Here is an 18630-nt window from a genome sequence, read left to right on the forward strand (position 1 = left end):
CCCCCGCCCATAGAACCTTCTAAAGACGCAGCTCGCTTTCGGCATCGAAGACCGAGGCGACCGACATGTCGAAGCTGAGCTTCACCTTCGCTCCGACATTGAAGCGACGCGCGCCGTTGACGCGTACCGACATCGTGTGACCGGCATGTTTCAGCCACAGCAGATTGTCCGCGCCCATCGGCTCCTCGATATCGACAGTGGCGTCATGTTCTTCGCCGCCGGTATTCTCGTTGACTTTGATGTGTTCTGGACGAACGCCGAGCACCACTTTGCGGCCGGGCTGCAGCGTCTCGGTAGCGTCGTAAGCAGCGAGCGAAAAAATGACGCCGTTGGCCAAAAAGGCAATGCCGTCGCCTGATTTAACCAGCTCGCCGTGCAGGAAATTCATCGATGGCGAGCCGATGAAGCCGGCAACGAACAAATTGCGCGGCCTGTTGTAGATCGTCGTCGGATCGTCGAGCTGCTGGATGATGCCGCTCTTCATGATGGCGATGCGGTCGGCGAGCGTCAGCGCCTCGATCTGGTCGTGGGTGACGTAGATCATCGTGTTCTTCAGCGACTGGTGCAGCCGCTTGATTTCGACGCGCAGCTCCGAGCGGAGCTTGGCGTCGAGGTTGGACAGCGGCTCGTCGAACAGGAAAACGTCGACGTCGCGCACCAGTGCCCGGCCGATCGCCACGCGCTGGCGCTGGCCGCCGGAAAGCTCCGCCGGCTTGCGCTTGAGGAGTGGCTGAATTTGCAGGATCTCGGAGGCACGCGCCACCCGCTTGTCGATCTCGGCCTGCGGCACCTTGGCGACGCGAAGGCCGAAGGACAGGTTCTTCTCGACGGTCATCTGCGGATAGAGCGCATAGGACTGGAACACCATGCCGATGCCGCGGTCCTTCGGCTCTTCCCAGGTGACGTTCTTGCCCTTGATGAAGATCTGCCCTTCCGAGGCGTCGAGCAGGCCGGCGATGCAATTCAGCAAGGTCGACTTGCCACAGCCGGACGAACCGAGCAGCACCAGGAATTCGCCGTCGTTGATGTCGAGGTTGAGATCCTTCAGCACGCTGACCGAGCCGAAGTTCAGGGACAGATCCTTGATGGAGACGCTTGCATTCATATTCATGAGATCAACCCTTCACTGCGCCGGCGGCGATGCCGCGGACGAAAAGCCGTCCCGACACGAAGTAGACGATGAGCGGCACAAGACCGGTGAGAATCGTTGCCGCCATGTTGACGTTGTATTCCTTCACGCCCTGGACGGAATTGACGATGTTGTTGAGCTGCACGGTCATCGGATAGGTATCCGGTCGGGTGAAGACCACGCCGAACAAGAAGTCGTTCCAGATGCCGGTCACCTGCAGGATCATCGCGACGACGAAGATCGGCAGCGACATCGGCAGCATGATCCGCAGGAAGATCTGCCAGAAGCCCGCCCCGTCGACACGCGCCGCCTTGAACAGCTCCTCCGGCAGCGACACGAAATAGTTGCGGAAGAGCAGCGTCAAGATCGGCATGCCGAAGATCGAATGGACGATGACGAGGCCGGTCAGCGTGCCGTAGATGCCGATTTCGCGCAGAATGATGACGATCGGATAGATCATCACCTGATAGGGAATGAATGCCCCGATGATGAGGATCGAGAAGAAAAGCTCGGATCCCCTGAAGCGCCAGTTGGCCAGCGCATAGCCATTTACCGAGGCGATTGCGATCGAGATGATGACCGACGGCACCGTGATGCGCACCGAGTTCCAGAACCCACGCGACAGCCCATCACAGTTCAGGCCGGTGCAGGCCTGCGCCCAGGCCTTCACCCAGGGTTCGAAGGTGATCTCCATCGGCGGAGAAAAGATGTTGCCGAGACGGATTTCAGGCATGCCCTTCAGCGACGTCACGACCATCACATAGAGCGGCAACAGGTAGTAGAGCGCTGCGATGATCAGTGTGCCATAGAGCATGATGTTGCGCGCCGACACCGCCGGGCGTGGTCGGGGGCCGCTGGGGCCTTCGCCGAGTTTCGGCGCGACGGCGTCGATGCCCGCAGCCGTGGTGTTGAGAGTTCCTACATCAGCCACGCTTGCGCCCTCCGCCGAATTCCAGATAGGCCCACGGAACGATAATGATCGCGACGGTGACGAGCATCATGGTCGAGGCAGCAAAGCCCTGCCCCAGGTTTTGCGCCTGGAACATGTAATCGTAGACATATTTCGCCGGCACTTCCGAGGAAATGCCCGGTCCGCCGGATGTCTGCGCCACCACGAGGTCGTAGACCTTGACGATGCCGGAGGCGATGATGACGATCGTCGTGATGAAGACCGGCCGCATCATCGGGATGACGATGAAGAGATAGGTCCTCCACATCGGAATGCCGTCCACACGCGCCGCTTTCCAGATGTCCTCGTCGATCCCACGCAGGCCGGCAAGCATCAGGCACATGACAAGACCCGTTCCCTGCCACAGCGCCGCGATCAGAATGCCGTAGATGACGATCTCAGGCGTATAGAGCGGATTGAAGGTGAAGCTCGTCCACCCGATCGAGCGCACCACCGCCTGAATGCCGAAGTCAGGGTTCAGAACCCATTGCCAGACGAGGCCCGTCACGATGAAGGATAGCGCGAAGGGATAGAGAAAGATGGTGCGGAAGGTGTTTTCGAAGCGGATTTTCTGGTCCATCAGCGCAGCGAGCATGAAACCGATGACCAGGCTGAAAATCAGCGAGAGGATGCCGTAGACGGCCAGGTTCTCGATCGCCGTCACCCAGCGGGGTGCCGCCCATAGGCGCTCGTACTGATCGAAGCCGACAAAGCTCAACCGCGGAAGCAGTTTGGAATTGGTGAAGGAATAAAAAACCGTCCAGAGCGTGCCGCCGACAAAGATCACCAGCGCCGTCATGATCATCGGAATGGACGCAATCTTGGCATTCAGATTGCGTAGCAACTTGTTTGGCCGGCCTGCTCGCGCTTGACCCGTCATAAACTTCTCCTCAATCGCAATTGCGACAAGTAACAAAACGGCAAGGCGCCGCCTGTCGTCCCCACCTCCGAACCCGTCGAAGATACCGGAGGGACGCCGCCACCCGCCGGACCATCACCGACCGTCCGTACCGATCCGGCCCCCATGGGAGCCGGACCGCAAGGCAGCAAGTCTGCAGATCAATCAGCAGAAGCGATGATCCCGGCGAAACGCTTCTGAGCGTCTTCTGGCGTCATCGACGGATTGGCGAAAAATTCGGAGAAAAGGTCTTCCTTCTGCTTCTGGCTGTCGGCCGAAAGCAGCTGGTCGGTGCCTTGGATCACGTTGCCCTTCTGAAGGATTTCGAGACCCTTCTTCATGCAATCGTTGGCGGCAGCGAGATCGACGTCACCGCGAACCGGCAGCGAACCCTTCTTCAGGTTGAAGGCAACCTGGGTCTTGGGATCGAGCAGGGTCTTGGCAAGCACCCCCTGCGCCTTGGACTTTTCTTCGTCCTTCAGCAGCGGGAAGTAGAAGGCGTCGCCACCCGTCGAGATGATCTCGTTCACGCCGAGGCCCGGCAGGCAGGTGTAGTCGGTGCCGGCCTTCTGACCGGCCAGCGCAAATTCACCCTGCGCCCAGTCGCCCATGATCTGGCCGCCGGCCTTGCCCGTGATGACAAGGTTGGTGGCCTGGTTCCAATCCTGGACGTTGCTGCCTTTGGCCATACGCCGAGCATCGTCGGCGGCCTTGAACACCTTGGCGATTTCAGGACCGGCAGCAACTTCCGCATCCTTGTCCTTGAAGACCTTGTTGAAGGTATCCTTGCCGGCAACGGCAACCATCAGCACGTCGAAGGCGCCTGTCGCCTGCCACGGCTGACCGCCGACGGCAAGCGGAATGATGCCGGCCTTTTCGAGAGCCGGAGCCGCAGCGACGAACTCGTCCCAATTCTTCGGTACTTCGACGCCGGCCTTCTTGAAGGCGGCGTTCGAAAGCCACAACCACTGCCAGGAGTGGATATTGACGGGAGCGCAGTAGATCTTGCCGTCGATGGTGCAGGAATCGAGCAGGCTCGACGGACGAATGATATCCTTCCACTTCTCGGCGGTCGCCACGTCGGTCAGATCGCGCATCAGCCCAGCCTGGACGAGTTCCTCGGCCTGGCGCCCATGGTTGAATTGCGTCGCGCCCATCGGGTCGCCGCCGGTGATGCGGCTGATCATGATCGGGCGAGCAGTGCCGCCGGAGCCGGCGATCGCGCCGTCGACCCAGTGGTTACCGGTGGCGTCGAATGCCTTGGCCAGCTCGGCGACCGCTGCAGCTTCTCCGCCAGAAGTCCACCAGTGGGTGACTTCAAGGTCGGTGGCATTGGCGACTCCTAGCGGAAGTGCGACCGAAGTGGCAAGCAGGGCGGCCATTAGACGGATTTTCATGAGTTTTCCTCCCTCACTGAAACGTTGCCGGAAAAACTTAGATCAATCGATTTCCTCACGCAACTGCCCGCAGGCAAATTTTTCCGTGATAACCGGAATTGCTACTTCTGCCTGTTTACATCAGGAGCACTGCATCCCCTTGAAACGATACCCGGCAGGGCGTTCTCGCACATGCGTTTCCACTTTATCAATTTGAATTTGCGTAATAATTTCACACAAGAAATTTAGCCTTCCATTTCAGTCTCTTCGCAAGCGCAATAAAAGAGAGCACGGATTGCCGATTCAACCTATACGTACAATGTTGCAATGCACACAACAAAAAGCACTCGACATTTCTACTGTATCGTTACAGATTGCATTCTTCAGGGAGGTGCGATTTTGGCATGCGGCGGGCTTACGACGCTGGAAAAAGCCTCTATAAGCGACACCAATTCGCGCAGGACGGCCTAAAGGGATGGAAAACAAGGGAAATTTCGGGAACGCGGCATCGACGCCGGCAGCGCGCGAGCGCCCGACGTTGAAGACGATCGCCTTCATGACGGGCCTTGGCGTGACGACGGTGTCGCGCGCGCTGAAGGATGCGCCGGATATCGGGGCCGAAACCAAGGAGCGAGTGCGCATGGTCGCCCGCCAGCTCGGCTACCAGCCGAACAGGGCGGGTGTGCGCCTCCGTACCGGCAAGACCAACGTCATCGCCCTGGTCCTCAGCATTGACGAGGAGATCATGGGCTTCTCGAGCCAGATGGTCTTCGGCATCTCCGAGGTGCTGTCCGGCACGCCCTATCATATCGTCATCACGCCGCATTCGCACAGCAAGGACCCGATGCTGCCGGTGCGCTATATCCTTGATACCGGCTCGGCCGACGGCGTCATCATCTCACGCATCGAGCCAGACGATCCGCGCGTAAGGCTGCTGAGCGAGCGCGGCATGCCCTTTGCCACGCATGGGCGCACCGATGCGGGTCTCACGCATCCCTTCCACGATTTCGACAACGAGGCCTTCGCACATAAGGCGGTGGAAAAGCTGGTCAAGCGCGGCCGGCGCCGCATCGCCCTGCTGCAGCCGCCGAGCAAGCTCACTTACTACGCCCATATCCGCATCGGCTTCCAGACCGGCCTGCATGATTACGGCGCCGAGGAAGTGCCGCTGCGCATCAACACCGACGCCCCGCTCGCCGACATCCGCGACGTCGTCGAGGTGATGATGCGCTCGGCCAACGCACCTGACGGCATCGTCTGTTCAGCCGGCAGTGCTGCAATCGCCGTCAATGCCGGGATTGAAGCCGCCGGCAAGGCGCTCGGCCGCGATCTCGACATGGTCTCCAAACAATCGGTACCGATCCTGAACTGGATCCGCCCCGAGATCATCACCGCCCAGGAGGATGTCCGCCACGCCGGCCGCGAAATGGCCAAAGCCGTCATCGCCCGCATCGACGGCGTCGAACCGGAACTGCTGCAGAGCATTAGTCAGCCGACCTGGCCGGAGAGTGGCAGGTAGGCGGTCGGTTGAAGGAACGGACCGTCGGGCTGAAATCCGACGATCCGCTTTGGATCATCACAGGTCTTCGACGACGAAATTCACCAGTCGCCCCGGGACCAGAACTTCCTTGACCACCGTTTTGCCGTCGAGCAAGGCCATAACTGAAGGTTCGGATCGCGCCGCTGCAAGCAGCGCCTCGCCGAGATCGGCGGCGGCTTCGAAGCGGTGGCGAACCTTGCCGTTGATCTGCACGACATATTCGCGGGTCTCCATTTCGATCATTGCGGGATCGAAGGTGGGCCAGGAAACCCATGTCAGTGTTTCCCCGTGACCAAGCTTGCTCCATAACTCCTCCGCGATGTGAGGCGCAAAGGGTGCGAGCAACAGCACGAATGTCTCCACCACTTCGCGCGGACGCACTGCTTCCGCCGTCAGTGCGTTGGCCAGTTCCATCAGCCGGGAAACCGCGGTATTGAACCGAATTGCTTCGATATCCGCCGTCACGGTCTTCACCGTCTGGTGGCGCAAGCGCAGAAGCTGCGGGCTGGGGGCCGCCTCCAGCACCACTGGAGAGAGTCCATCGCTCTCGTCGCAGACAATACGCCAAGCACGCTCCAGAAACCGACGCACGCCGCTCACACCAGCGGTCTGCCAGGGCTTTGCCGCGTCCAGAGGTCCCATGAACATCTCGTACAGGCGCAAGGCGTCGGCCCCGAACTGACGGACGACATCGTCGGGGTTAACAACGTTCAGCCGCGACTTCGACATCTTCTCGACGGCGCGCTGCACTTCGACCGACCCAGCGAACCATCTGCCCTCCTCTTCGACGACGGACGACGGCGCGCAATACCGGCCCGCCGCATCGCGGTAGGAATGAGCAAGGATCATGCCCTGGTTGAACAGCCGCTGGAACGGCTCTTCCGTCGAAACGACGCCGATGTCGTAGAGCACCTTATGCCAGAAGCGGGCATAGAGCAGATGCAGGACCGCGTGCTCGGCGCCGCCGACATAGAGATCGACCGGCATCCAGTAGCGCTCGGCCTCGCGCCCGACGGGTTCGCTGGTGTTCTCCGGATCGAGGAATCTGAGATAATACCAGCAGGAGCCCGCCCATTGCGGCATCGTGTTGGTCTCCCGCCGTGCCGGAATGTCGGTGCCCGGCACGATCGTTTCGACCCAGGCCTGCGCACGGGCAAGCGGCGGTTCGCCATCCGGCGTCGGAGCGTAGTCGTCCAGTTCAGGCGGCAGCAGCGGCAGGCATTCCTCGGCCAGTGGCATCACCGAGCCGTCCGCCAGATGCAGCACCGGTATCGGCTCGCCCCAGTAGCGCTGGCGGGAGAACAGCCAATCACGCAGGCGATAGGTGACCTTCTGCCAGCCCGCACCGTTCGCCTGCAGCCAGGCGATGATGGCTTTCCTAGCCTCCGGCGAGGCCAGACCATTCAGGAAGCCGGAGTTGACGATCGCCCCCTCGCCCTCAAACGCCGCCTTTTCGATATCGTCCGCACTGTCGATCACGCGAATGATCGGCAGCTCGTGCGCATGGGCAAAAGCGTAGTCGCGCGCGTCATGAGCCGGCACCGCCATCAGGGCGCCGGTGCCGTAGCCAGCCAGCACGTAGTCGGCCACCCAAACCGGCAGCCGGGCTCCGTTGGCAGGGTTGATCGCATAAGCGCCGGTGAAGACGCCCGCCTTCTCGCGCCCGGCATCGGCCCTCACCGTCTCTTCCAATCCTTCGGCCTCGGCAATATAGGCGGCCACCGCCTCGCGCGTTTCCGGCTCGACGATCGCGGCAACCGCAGGATGCTCCGGCGCGAGCACGATATAGCTTGCTCCGAACAGGGTCTCGGGGCGCGTCGTGAAGACGGTGATGACCTCTTTGCCGTGCTCGAGCGGAAACCGGATTTCGGCGCCCTCGGAGCGTCCGATCCAGTTGCGCTGCATGGTTTTCAGGTTTTCGGGCCAGTCGAGGCCGTCCAGTCCCTGCAGCAGCCGATCGGCATAGGCCGTGATGCGCAGCATCCACTGGCGCATCCTGCGGCGAATGACGGGATCGCCGGTCTCGACATAACGCCCGTCCTTGACCTCCTCGTCGGCAAGCACCGCGTTCTGGGCCGGGCACCAGTTGACCGCGACCTCCGCCTGATAGGCGAGGCCCTTCTCGAGCAGCTTCAGGAAGATCCACTGCGTCCAGCGCACATAGGCGGGGTCTGTCGTGGCAAACTCGCGACTCCAGTCATAAGAAAAACCCAGCCTCTGCACCTGCCCGCGAAACGTCTCGATATTGCGCTTCGTCGTGATATCGGGATGCACACCAGTCCGCATCGCGTGGCGCTCCGCCGGCAGGCCGAAACTGTCCCATCCCATCGGATGCAGGACGTTGAAGCCGCGCATGCGCTTGTAGCGGCACGTTATATCAGTGGCCGTATAGCCGAGGGGATGGCCGACATGCAGGCCCGCACCCGAAGGATATGGGAACATGTCGAGTGCGTAGAATTTCGGTCTGGCCGGATCGATCTCCGCTCGAAAAATACGGTGATCGGCCCAATAAGCCTGCCACTTCGGTTCGATCGTCCTGGGATCATAAGGCATGCATCACTCCTGGCGCCGGCCGGCTCCGCGGCGGCGTGTCCTGAAAAATGGGGGCGTTCTGTGGTTCAGGAGCAGCTACGGCTGCCGGTGCTCCGGTGACGTCCGGCAGCCGCGGCTAAGTCGAAACGCGCGCGGAGTTGCGGCGCAGGACGTCTGCGCGACGCTCCGGACGAAAAAAGCACGATGTGGCTTTGAAAACGATCTGGTGTCCATGGACGGTGGCTCAAGGCAAATAAGGAGAAAGCAAACGACAGTATTAGCCGGCTCCGATCAGGAGGCCGTGGTGGTAAGTCGTGCGTCGCGTGCGCGAACGTCTGCTGCTTGAGTTGCCATAATCATGAACCCAAGAGTGCCCGATATGATCGCTCCTGCCAAGAGTGCATTCGCCCGAAAATCAGGATCTGTTCAAATCCCGCGGCGCGCTCTTTACCAGTTGATCGAGCACCGTCGCGATCTTCGGGTTGCGGCCCTCGCTGCGTCGCGTGATGGCATAGATGCCCCGGTAGGTGGATGGCGCCAGCGGCTTGACAATCAGCTTTTCACCGAAATCGCGAAGCGCCAGTCCGGGCATCACCGAAATCGAACATCCGGCTTCGACAAGCGCGAACACGACTTCGAAACTGTCGCTGGAACCGTTGATGACGGGCACGAAACCAATATCGCGGCAAGCCTTGCGGATGGCCATGGAATAGGCGTTGGAGGCGACGTCGAGCGCCCAATGTTCATCCCTCAGCTGGGCGAGTTCGATGACGGGCTCGCTCTCCAGCCTATGGCCTGCGGGCAGAAGCACGAAGAGCTGGTCGCGGCAGAGGAACAGCGTGTCGACCGTGCCCTCCAGCGTATGCGGATCGAACGATATGTCGTCGGCAACGACGATATCGGCCTGCCAGGCTCCGAGGGCCGCCACGCCTTCGGCAGGTCCCATCGTCGTCATGACGATGTCGAGATGCGGATGGTCGATGGCGAGCTGGCGCATCGCAGCGGCAATGAAGGACGAAGCCGCGGAGGGTTGGGCGGCGATCCTCAGGTCGCCGGCGACGATGTTCTGCAGCTCGGCAATATCGGTCTTGGCTTCCTCGACGACGGCGAATATTCGGTCGGCATGCAGGACGAGCCGCCGGCCTGCCGGTGTCAGCGTCACCCCTCGCCCGCGCCGCTCGACGAGCGGGATTCCAACTTCGTCCTCCAGTTGGGCGATCTGCTGGGAAACGGCCGATGAGGAAATGCCCAGCGCGTCGGCGACCGCCGCCATCGTCTCGCGGCGCGAGAGCTCGCGAAGCGTGCGCAATCGGAAGAAATCCAAGCCCGTTTCTCCGGTTGATCAATCGGCCATAATTTCTAACCTATATGCTTATTTTAATTAAGTAGACCTGAAGAAAACTGCATCTTAGCCTTGGATTCGCAAGCGGGGCATCGGTTCGAAAAAAGCCAAGATTGCCGGCCATCTCATAAGGCGAACCACGGGGGATATCGACAGGATGCAGCAGAGCGGCGTGCCTTATTTCAGCCAATGGGAAACACCCGGCATGACGTTGCCGGTGCTTGCCGAGGGATCGCAGGCTCTGCTCAGCGATCCGCTCTGGCGCCATTCTGGGGCCGCGACCATCGAAGAATATGCGCGCTGGGCGGTGAATGTCTGCGGCATGGCCTGCCTGAAGATGATTCTTGCCGCGCGCGGCGAGATCCACTCAACCCTCGAGCTGGCCCGCGCCTGCACCGCCTATGGCGGTTATGTCGTCAACGAGATCGATGCATCGATCAAAGGGCTGATCTACGCGCCCTTCGTCCGCTTAGCCGCCGACCGATTCGCGCTTAGCGCCGAGACGGTGACCGGCGTCGAGACATCGGCCATTCCCGACCTTCTGTCGAAGCGCCGGTTCTTCATCGCTTCGGTGAACTCGGGCATCCGCTGGCCTGAGCGCGAGCCGCCGTCGAAGGGCGGACACCTGGTGCTGGTGACGGCAGCCTCGCAGGAGACGATCCGTTTTCACAACCCGTCCGGCCACGACGAAGCGAGCCAGGCCGATGTGACGCTGCCGCTTGCCGTCTTCGACCGCTTCTTCGCCAATCGCGGCATATCGGTCGACGCCTGACCTTTTCAACACCAGATCGTTTTTGGAGACTTTCATGACCCCTTCCCCACACAGGCTACGCATTGCCGTGCTCTTCGGTGGCCGCTCGGCCGAGCATGAGGTTTCCGTGCTCTCGGCAACCAATGTCATGGGCGCGCTCAAGCCCGAAAAATACGATGCCGTCCCCATCTTCATCACCCGCGCGGGACAATGGCTGCTGAGCAATTTCGAAGACGGCATATTGGCGACGCCTTCATCGGGCACCGAAATCTGCCTTGTGCCGGGCGGACGGGGCCGGATGCTGGCGATCCCGGCCCATGGCACGCCGCATGAGTTGGCAAGGATCGACATCCTGTTTCCCGTGCTGCACGGCCCCCATGGCGAAGACGGCTCAGTGCAAGGCGTGGCGGAGGTGGCTCGCGTGCCGCTTGCCGGCTGCGGCATCCTCGGCTCCGCCGCAGCGCTCGACAAGGACATCGCCAAGCGCCTCCTGAGGGCGGCGGGCCTGCCGGTAGCGCGTGCGGTGACGATCCATCAGGGTGCTGCCCCTTCGCTGGCAGCCCTCGAAGGTGAACTCGGCCTGCCGCTCTTCATCAAGCCGGCGCGGCAGGGATCGTCGGTCGGCGTCGCCAAGGTCCATGCCAGCCAGGAATTCGCGCCCGCCCTTGCCGAAGGCTTCCGCCACGATCGCACGCTGCTCGCCGAAGAATTCGTGCGTGGCCGGGAGATCGAATTCAGTGTGCTGGAGGATGCGGCAGGAGAACTCTTCGTCTCTCGGCCGGGCGAGATCGTGCCGGCGGAAAGCCACGCTTTCTACAGTTACGATGCCAAATATATCGACGAGAAAGGTGCGGCGCTGAAAGTGCCGGCCGAACTGCCGCAGGAGGTCGAGGCCGCCATGCGCGACGTGGCCGCCAGAGCCTTCCGGGCCGTCGGTTGCGACGGCATGGCCCGCATCGACTTCTTCCTGACGGATGACATGCAGTTCCTCGTCAATGAAATCAACACCATCCCCGGCTTCACCGATATCAGCATGTATTCCAAAGCGATGGCGGCAAGCGGCGTCGGTTACGCCGAAATCATCGACAGGCTCGTCGATCACGGCCTGGCGCGCGCCCGCCGGGCCGCCTAGGCGGGAGCTTGAACATGAACAAGTCGGTCTTGATTTCGGGATGTTCCGGCGGCGGAAAATCGACGCTGCTTCAGGAGCTTGCCGCCCGCGGTCATGCCGTCGTCGAAGAGCCCGGCCGGCGGATCGTCAGCCAAGAACTTGAAGGCGACGGCGCAGCCCTGCCCTGGGTCGACATGGTGGCCTTCGCCCGTCGCGCGATCCACATGGCGATCGCCGACCACGCAGGGGCGCGTGAGCAATCCGGCTGGACGTTTTTCGACCGTGGGCTGATCGATGCGGCGGCAGCGCTCCAACACCTCACCGGAGAACCGATGCTGGAAAAATTGAGCGTCGCCCACCGCTATCACCAGAGGGTTTTTCTGACCCCGCCATGGCCAGAAATCTACACGACCGACCCCGAGCGGCGCCATGGCTTCGACGAGGCGGTCGCAGAATATGACCGGTTGGCCGCGATCTATCCGACGCTCGGCTACGACGTCGTCACGCTGCCGAAAATTGCAGTCGCAGACCGGGCGGATTTCATCCTCGACTGCCTCTCTCGGGAAACGAGGCAGCAGTAGACGAGATCATCAGGGTCGTGCCTGTCGGCCGCCGTCTCCGAGGGCTCAGCACCTGCGAAAGACGCACCACTGGAACGACTGCCGGCCACCAGCGGGTGTTGCGTGCTCCTCGCGCCAGTCACGCTGCAGCGCGAAGGTGGAGGAGAATTCGGTCGCAAGCGCCACCGCGTCGTAACGTTGAACCGGCAAGCCGCTGCATCGCTCCGGCCCGTCCGGCGCAAAGGTCGCGATGATTACGACGCTGCCCGCCACCGTGCCGGCTTCGAGCGCGCGTCGGTAGGCCAGCCGCTGCTCGGGCTCAGTGAGGAAGTGAAAGACGGCGCGGTCGTGCCACACATCGTAATGGCGGTCGGGTTGCCATGCCGTGACGTCAGTAACCACCCAGGCGATCCGGCCGGCTTCATCCCGCAGCCGCGCCTTGGCGACCTCGAGCGCCGGCGCGGCGATGTCGAGGACAGTCAGGTCAGACCACCCGCGCTCAATGAGACGGTCGACAAGGTTTGATGCGCCGCCGCCCACATCGATCAGCGAGGCCGTGGCCGGCAGTTGCAGCTCGTCAAGCGCCCGCAAGGAAGGCCCGGGCGTCGGCTGATACCAGCTGACACTGTCGGCAGATTTCGTGCGGTAGACCTCGTCCCAGTGTTCCCGTTTCCCGCTTGTCATCCGATATCCCATCTCTCGCGGAGCCCGACATCCTAACTGATCGACATGTAGGGACTGAGACGTCCGCAACCAGTCGCAGTGCGCCTCAATATTCTCGGTTCAGGAAGCGAAGTGACGGTAGACCAGATCCTTAGGATCACTTCGGGGTGCTGCGGGATCGAGGCGCGCTCCCAGCCGTTCCGCAACGGCAACGGAAGCAGCATTGCCGGGAGCGATATAGCTGACGAGCGATGGCAGCTTGAGCGTCGCAAGGGCCCAGTCGCGCAGCGCCAGGGCCGCTTCGGTGGCATAGCCCTTGCCCTCATATTCCTCATAGACGAACCAGCCGAGCTCCTTCTCTGGAAAGAGCGGTCCGTGATTGATCCCCACCTGACCGACGCATTCGCCGGTTTCGCTGAGCTCGATCATCAGCGCTCCGTGCCCGAAAAGCTGCCAGAGAGCGACGTCGTGACAGAACATCCCCCACGCCGCGCGCAGATCGAACGGGCCGCCCATTCCGACCGATCGCGGCGACGCCATCAGCTGCGCATAGGCGGCAAAATCGTCGATCTCCGGCATGCGAAGCCTGAGACGCTCGGTTCGGATAGTCATCGCGCCCATTTCGGACATGCCGTCGCCTTCTCTGTCAGCTTGGGTTTGGAGTTTCGACCCTTGAAGGTAATATCCTAGCTTTCAAATGCCGGGGCGAATTGCAACGTCCCGCTTGGCGGGGATCCGCGAAAAACAATCCGCTGCACGAGCCGCGTATCGAGGTCGAGGTACTTCAGTTGCCCGTCACTGCTGAAACCGACACGGCTATAGATGTCGGGATTGCCGATCAGGGCACATCCGCTGGCACCCATCCCCTTCAGCAGTTCGAGACCCCTGGCAATCAGCGTCTTGCCGATCCCCTGCCGCTGTCTCTCCGGCTTCACCGATATCGGCCCAAGACCGAACCAGCCGTCATGCGCGCCGTCGATCGTCACCGGCGAAAACGCGACATGCCCCAGGATCTCGCCGTCCTGCTCAGCGACCAGCGATATCGTTAGATCGCCGTTTTCGCGAAGTCTTCGGACAATCTCCGCTTCCGTCCCGTCGCTGTAAGGCATCGGCTTGAAGGCGGTCCAGGTCAGATCATGGATCGCGTCGATATCCTCCGGCGTTTCGTCTCGGATAAGCATCTCTATCAATTCCTCAAGCGCGATAGCTCACAGGTTCTATGCAAGGAAAGTCGAAGACCAGCAAGCCGGGTTCCTCCAGCGGCAGTTGCGCCACGACCTGCCCTTCCGGGTTCAGCACCGCCGTCGGCCCCCAGGCGATGCGCCCGTCGCGCTCGCCTGTCACGTCGGACGAGATCAGCCACAGGCCGGCAATAGGGGGCCTGAGCGATGCAACCACGAAAAAGCCCGGCGCGGCGGCCGGGCTTTTCCTCGATCTCTTCTCAGCAACCTCAGAAGGTCGACGCACCGCTGCCCCAGGGGCCGTGGTGGAAATCCTTGCCGTCCAGGCGGTCGAAACCGTGGGCGCCGAAGAAGTCGCGCTGCGCCTGGATGAGGTTTGCCGTTCCCCTGCCCTGGCGATAGGCGTCGAAATAGGTGAGCGCCGAGCTCAGCGCCGGCACCGGCAGGCCGGCGGCAATCGCGGCACCGACGACACGGCGCAGCGCCGGGATCGATTCCTTGACCATGTCGGAGAAAGCCGGCGTGACGATCAGGTTTGCAGCATCAGGCGCCTTGGTGAAGGCCGAGGTGATCTCGTCGAGGAACTGCGAGCGGATGATGCAGCCGGCGCGCCAGATCCTGGCAATCGTCGGCATCGGCAGCGACCAGTTGAACTCGCGCGATGCTTCCGCCATCACCGCGAAGCCCTGCGCATAGGCGCCGATCTTGGCAGCGAAAAGCGCCAGCTCCAGATCCTTGTTGAGCTCGGGGCCGTAAGCGATCGGGAAGGACACGGCCTGCGTTCCGAAGATCTTCTCGGCGGCCTCACGCTGCGACTTCATCGAAGAGAGGCTGCGGGCGGCGACGGCGGCTTCGATCGCCGTTGCCGGAATGCCCATGTTCTGCGCCTCGATCGCCGACCACTTGCCGGTACCCTTCTGGCCGGCCTTGTCGAGGATCATGTCGACCATCGGCCCGCCGGAAACCGGATCGGTGGCGGCAAGCACCTTCTCGGAGATTTCGATCAGGTAGGAGTTCAGCCGGCCCTTGTTCCATTCGCCGAAGATGCCGGAGATTTCGGAGGCACTCTTGCCGAGGCCGTCGCGCAGGATGCCGTAGATTTCGGCGATCATCTGCATGTCGGCATATTCGATGCCGTTATGGATGGTCTTGACGAAATGGCCGGCGCCGTCATTGCCGAGCCAGGCGACGCAGGGCTCGTCATTGTAGCGGGCGGCAATCGAGGTCAGCACCTTCTCGACGCGCTTCCAGGACTCTTCGGTGCCGCCGACCATGATCGACGGGCCGTGGCGCGCACCTTCTTCGCCGCCGGAAACACCCATGCCGATGAAGGTCAGATCGGTATTCTTCAGCCGATCGAAGCGGGCGACGGTGTCGCGGAAATTGGCGTTGCCGGCATCGATCATGATGTCGCCCTTGGAGAGATGCGGGCGCAGCAGCTCCATCTGCTGGTCGACGGGCTCGCCCGCCTTGATCATGATGATGATTGGACGCGGCGGCCGGATCGCATCGACGAATTCCTCGATGGTCTTGCAGGGAATGATCTGCTTCTTCAGATCGCCGGCGCTTTCGTAGAATTCGTCGGTTTTCTCCGGCGTGCGGTTGAACACAGCGATTTTATTGCCTTTCTCCGCGATGTTGAGCGCCAGGTTGGAGCCCATGACCGCAAGGCCGATCAGTCCGATTTCTGCCTTTTCCACGACAAACCTCCGATGTGTCATTTGGACCGGTGTTGTGGCACTGTCTCGGTCAAACGGCAAGTCTCGCAAGGGTCTAATCGGTTCGCAAAGGCCAACGAAATGAGGCTTGCAATATCGCCGTTTGTCCGACAACCCACCGGCTGCCGCTTAATCCGAAGCCGCAAGTTTTTCGCGCGTCCTGCCCGCAATGCCCTATCTCATGGTATCATCAGTGCCTCGGGAGATATCGCATTGGCATCGGAAAAACGGAAAGACACGGCTCTCCTGGCGGCCCGCGCCGGCCGCTACCGCGAATATGCGCCGCCGCCGACGCTGCGACGCCATTTCAGCCGGCTCTGGTCGCATGCGCTCCACGACAGACCGGCGGCAATGGTGGCGATCGTGCCGGATGGCTATTGCGATCTCCTCTGGATCGACGGCCGGCTGGTCGTCGCCGGCCCCGACAGGACGGCGGCCTTTCCCGTCATCCGGCCGGGCGCGACTGTCATCGGCGCACGTTTTGCGCCCGGCGCCGCGGCACCCTGGCTGAAGACGCCGCTCTCGGCACTGGTCGGCTGCTCGGTACCCCTTGCCGACATCGGCCGGAAGGACACCGCCGAGTTCGAAGCGCGGCTTGCGGATTGTCCCGCCCCCTCAGCCGCGAGGGCGCTGTTTGGCCGACTGCTCGAAGAGATCGCGCGCGATGCGGAGGAGCCTGCCCGCGACGCCGCCATGATTTTCGCCGCCGCCGACAGCGGTCGCCCGGCTTCCAGCCTGCTCGACCGGCTCGGCATGAGCGAAAGGCAGCTGCGCCGCCGCTGCCACCATCATTTCGGCTATGGCGCAAAGACGCTGGAACGGATCCGTCGGTTCCAGCGTTTCCTCGACCTCTGCCGCAAGTCGGGCACGATGCCGCTTGCCCGCCTTGCGCTAGAAGCTGGCTTTGCCGACCAGCCCCACATGACACGGGAGGTCGGCGAGCTTTCGACGCTGACGCCCGCTGTCATTTTCGACCAGCTCGGCATGCGGAAAAGAGCCGACTGACCGTTTTGTTCAAGACGCTGCCGGCAGGTTTGTTATTCTGACGAAACCAAATGACAGGGACCTGCAAGCCATGACGACAATGCCCGCGAAAATCATCCACCGGTCGATCGAGCGCGATTGGCGCGACGTCTATGAATTCGCCGGAAAGCCGGAGAACATGCCGCTCTGGGCCTCCGGCCTTGCGACCGGTCTCGATCCTGATGGTGCCGACTGGGTCGCCGATGGCGCTCTCGGAAAAATCAGGGTGAGCTTCGTGCCTGCCAATGAATTCGGCGTGATCGACCATACGGTGACGATCGAATCCGGCCTCAGAGTCTATAATGCCCTGCGCATCGTTCCGAACGGCGATGGCTGCGAGGTCATGTTCACGCTGCTGCGTCTGCCCGGCATGACCGACGCGCAGTTTTCCGCCGATGCCGCCCATGTCGAGAAGGATCTCGCCATGCTGAAAGCCCTGATGGAGAGATAGATGGCCGAGAAGACAGAAAACAACGACCGCCGCATCGACTATGTCGAATTCAACGTCGCCGACATCGCTGCCGCCAAAGCCTTTTACGGCTCGGCCTTCGGCTGGCGCTTCACCGATTACGGCCCCAATTATTGCGAATTCGACGATGGCCGGCTGAAGGGCGGCTTTACCGATTTCGGACCGGTTCGGCCGGGCGGCCCGCTGGTCGTCGTCTATGCCAGTGATCTGGAAGAAGTGCTGACCTCAGTCGAAAGAGCCGGCGGCACGATCTGCCGGCCGATCACCGATTTTCCCGGCGGCCGTCGCTTCCACTTCCTCGACCGCGACGGTTACGAGCTCGCCGTCTGGGCGACCGCTTAGAGCAAATCCAGGAAAAGTGTGAAGCAGTTTTCCGTACGGAATGCGTAAAAACAAAAACTTAGAGCGGTTCTGCGTTTCCATGAAAAGCTAAACCGCTCCAGCCAGACTACCCAAGGCAGCCGGATTGCTCAGGCGGCCTGCGACAGCCGATCGAGATCTTCCATGACGAGCAGGGCGCCGATCACCGTGCCGCCCGCATCGCGCAGCGGCGACATGCGACAGCGCACCTGCCGCGATCCGCCGCTGCCGGCCGAGCGCTCATAGGTATAGTCGATCTGGTCGCCGGCAAAACAGGCGTCGAGCTTATGCTTGGCGCATTCGGCAAACCGCTCCTCGCCGATGAATTCGGAAAGGTGGCGGCCGATGAGTTCCATCGGCTTTCTGTTGAGATGGGCGCTGTTGGCTGGATTGGAATAGAGGTAGCGATAGTCCCTTGTCAGCACCGCCACGCGGTCCGGCAGGCTTTCGAGGATCACCGCGTTGAGGAATTGGCCATTGTCGGTATCCGGCACATAGGCTGGCGGCGGCTCGATGCGCACATCCTGCGGCGAAGGCACGCGCCAGTCCGGCCCATGCGCCCCGAAATAGCGGTCGAGCAGGTAGGAAAGCACCGACGTGTGCTCCGTGACGCTGGCGCTGTCGTCGGCATCCTGGCTGATCAGGTGGCTCACAAACTGCAATTGCATGTAGACTTCGAGCAGATTGGCAGCCCGGCAGGCGAGGATTGCCTCGACCAGCGGCTCGACATGACGGTCGAGCGCCGTGACGCGCTGGTCGTCGCCCAGGCGTATGGCTTCCTCGATTTGCACGCAACGCAAAGAAAAAGCTCGAAAAAGCTCCAGCAAGACGCCTCCCACTCCCATTGCCCAAGAGACGAGTCCGAAACCTCACATGCTGCATTTCCAAAAAATGCGCCTTCCGGTAGACACTATTCGCGTCTTGGTGGTGACGGGTAACATGAAGTGCCCTCAGTTTCAATCCGAGAGCAGCTGCCGCTTTTCACCGCTGATAAATGGGGGTGGACCTTTTTTAGAGTATGATGCCGA

18 protein-coding genes and 1 pseudogene are annotated in these 18630 nt (G+C 61.7%); 7 read left to right on the plus strand and 12 right to left on the minus strand.

Features of this window, described 5'->3' with window-relative positions; genetic code table 11:
- Positions 1-19 precede the first annotated feature (19 nt).
- From G9X68_RS13415 to G9X68_RS13430, 4 genes are all read right to left on the minus strand, one after another.
- Complete coding sequence (locus G9X68_RS13415) at positions 20-1111, minus strand: ABC transporter ATP-binding protein (RefSeq protein WP_171602767.1); 1092 nt, start codon at positions 1109-1111, stop codon at positions 20-22.
- Between the two features lie 4 nt (positions 1112-1115).
- Positions 1116-2060, minus strand: a complete 945-nt coding sequence (locus G9X68_RS13420) for a carbohydrate ABC transporter permease (protein WP_168310910.1) — start codon at positions 2058-2060, stop codon at positions 1116-1118.
- Positions 2053-2958, minus strand: a complete 906-nt coding sequence (locus G9X68_RS13425) for a carbohydrate ABC transporter permease (RefSeq protein WP_168313757.1) — start codon at positions 2956-2958, stop codon at positions 2053-2055. The genes G9X68_RS13420 and G9X68_RS13425 overlap by 8 nt, the downstream gene beginning before the upstream one ends.
- Positions 2959-3137: 179 nt before the next feature.
- Positions 3138-4373, minus strand: a complete 1236-nt coding sequence (locus G9X68_RS13430) for an ABC transporter substrate-binding protein (RefSeq protein WP_168313758.1) — start codon at positions 4371-4373, stop codon at positions 3138-3140.
- Positions 4374-4827: 454 nt separating this feature from the next.
- Here G9X68_RS13430 and G9X68_RS13435 point away from each other — a divergent pair, with 454 nt between their 5' ends.
- The gene (locus tag G9X68_RS13435; RefSeq protein WP_012757809.1) at positions 4828-5871 is read left to right on the plus strand and encodes a LacI family transcriptional regulator; all 1044 of its coding nucleotides are present in this window, start codon (positions 4828-4830) and stop codon (positions 5869-5871) included.
- A 57-nt stretch (positions 5872-5928) separates the two neighbouring features.
- Here the strand turns inward: G9X68_RS13435 and leuS are convergent, their stop codons facing one another.
- Both leuS and G9X68_RS13445 read right to left on the minus strand, forming a co-directional pair.
- Positions 5929-8445, minus strand: coding sequence for a leucine--tRNA ligase (gene leuS, locus G9X68_RS13440; protein WP_171602768.1), 2517 nt, complete (start codon positions 8443-8445; stop codon positions 5929-5931).
- Between the two features lie 394 nt (positions 8446-8839).
- On the minus strand, positions 8840-9748 hold the full coding sequence (locus G9X68_RS13445; RefSeq protein WP_171602769.1) for a LysR family transcriptional regulator: 909 nt from the start codon (positions 9746-9748) through the stop codon (positions 8840-8842).
- A 175-nt stretch (positions 9749-9923) separates the two neighbouring features.
- On the opposite strand from G9X68_RS13445, the gene G9X68_RS13450 reads away from it, so the two are divergent.
- The 3 genes from G9X68_RS13450 to G9X68_RS13460 are packed head-to-tail and all read left to right on the plus strand — an operon-like array spanning position 9924 to position 12209.
- Complete coding sequence (locus G9X68_RS13450; protein WP_171602770.1) at positions 9924-10538, plus strand: C39 family peptidase; 615 nt, start codon at positions 9924-9926, stop codon at positions 10536-10538.
- Between the two features lie 34 nt (positions 10539-10572).
- Complete coding sequence (locus G9X68_RS13455) at positions 10573-11649, plus strand: D-alanine--D-alanine ligase family protein (protein WP_171602771.1); 1077 nt, start codon at positions 10573-10575, stop codon at positions 11647-11649.
- A gap of 14 nt (positions 11650-11663) precedes the next feature.
- Positions 11664-12209, plus strand: coding sequence for an AAA family ATPase (locus G9X68_RS13460; RefSeq protein ID WP_171602772.1), 546 nt, complete (start codon positions 11664-11666; stop codon positions 12207-12209).
- Positions 12210-12254: 45 nt separating this feature from the next.
- On the opposite strand, the gene G9X68_RS13465 is transcribed toward G9X68_RS13460, so the two are convergent.
- From G9X68_RS13465 to gndA, 5 genes and pseudogenes are all read right to left on the minus strand, one after another.
- Complete coding sequence (locus G9X68_RS13465) at positions 12255-12872, minus strand: class I SAM-dependent methyltransferase (protein ID WP_171602773.1); 618 nt, start codon at positions 12870-12872, stop codon at positions 12255-12257.
- 99 nt (positions 12873-12971) lie between these two features.
- The gene (locus G9X68_RS13470; RefSeq protein WP_171602774.1) at positions 12972-13481 is read right to left on the minus strand and encodes a GNAT family N-acetyltransferase; all 510 of its coding nucleotides are present in this window, start codon (positions 13479-13481) and stop codon (positions 12972-12974) included.
- A 56-nt stretch (positions 13482-13537) separates the two neighbouring features.
- A complete protein-coding gene (locus G9X68_RS13475) occupies positions 13538-14032 on the minus strand; it encodes a GNAT family N-acetyltransferase (RefSeq protein WP_171602775.1) in 495 nt (164 codons plus the stop codon).
- A gap of 13 nt (positions 14033-14045) precedes the next feature.
- Positions 14046-14219: pseudogene (locus G9X68_RS13480) on the minus strand (carbon-nitrogen hydrolase family protein); the annotation flags it as partial.
- Positions 14220-14301: 82 nt separating this feature from the next.
- On the minus strand, positions 14302-15753 hold the full coding sequence (gndA, locus tag G9X68_RS13485; protein WP_171602776.1) for an NADP-dependent phosphogluconate dehydrogenase: 1452 nt from the start codon (positions 15751-15753) through the stop codon (positions 14302-14304).
- A gap of 210 nt (positions 15754-15963) precedes the next feature.
- Here gndA and G9X68_RS13490 point away from each other — a divergent pair, with 210 nt between their 5' ends.
- The 3 genes from G9X68_RS13490 to G9X68_RS13500 all read left to right on the plus strand — a co-directional run bounded on the left by G9X68_RS13490 (position 15964) and on the right by G9X68_RS13500 (position 17584).
- Entirely contained in the window at positions 15964-16755 is a 792-nt protein-coding gene (locus G9X68_RS13490) for a helix-turn-helix domain-containing protein (protein WP_171602777.1), read from the plus strand.
- Between the two features lie 70 nt (positions 16756-16825).
- Positions 16826-17224, plus strand: a complete 399-nt coding sequence (locus G9X68_RS13495) for a polyketide cyclase (RefSeq protein ID WP_017988601.1) — start codon at positions 16826-16828, stop codon at positions 17222-17224.
- Complete coding sequence (locus G9X68_RS13500) at positions 17225-17584, plus strand: VOC family protein (protein ID WP_171602778.1); 360 nt, start codon at positions 17225-17227, stop codon at positions 17582-17584.
- Positions 17585-17712: 128 nt separating this feature from the next.
- On the opposite strand, the gene G9X68_RS13505 is transcribed toward G9X68_RS13500, so the two are convergent.
- Complete coding sequence (locus G9X68_RS13505; protein WP_171602779.1) at positions 17713-18429, minus strand: PAS domain-containing protein; 717 nt, start codon at positions 18427-18429, stop codon at positions 17713-17715.
- Between the last annotated feature and the right edge of the window lie 201 nt (positions 18430-18630).

Origin of the sequence: Rhizobium changzhiense (assembly GCF_013087625.1) — a bacterium.
Lineage (GTDB): Bacteria > Pseudomonadota > Alphaproteobacteria > Rhizobiales > Rhizobiaceae > Rhizobium > Rhizobium sophorae.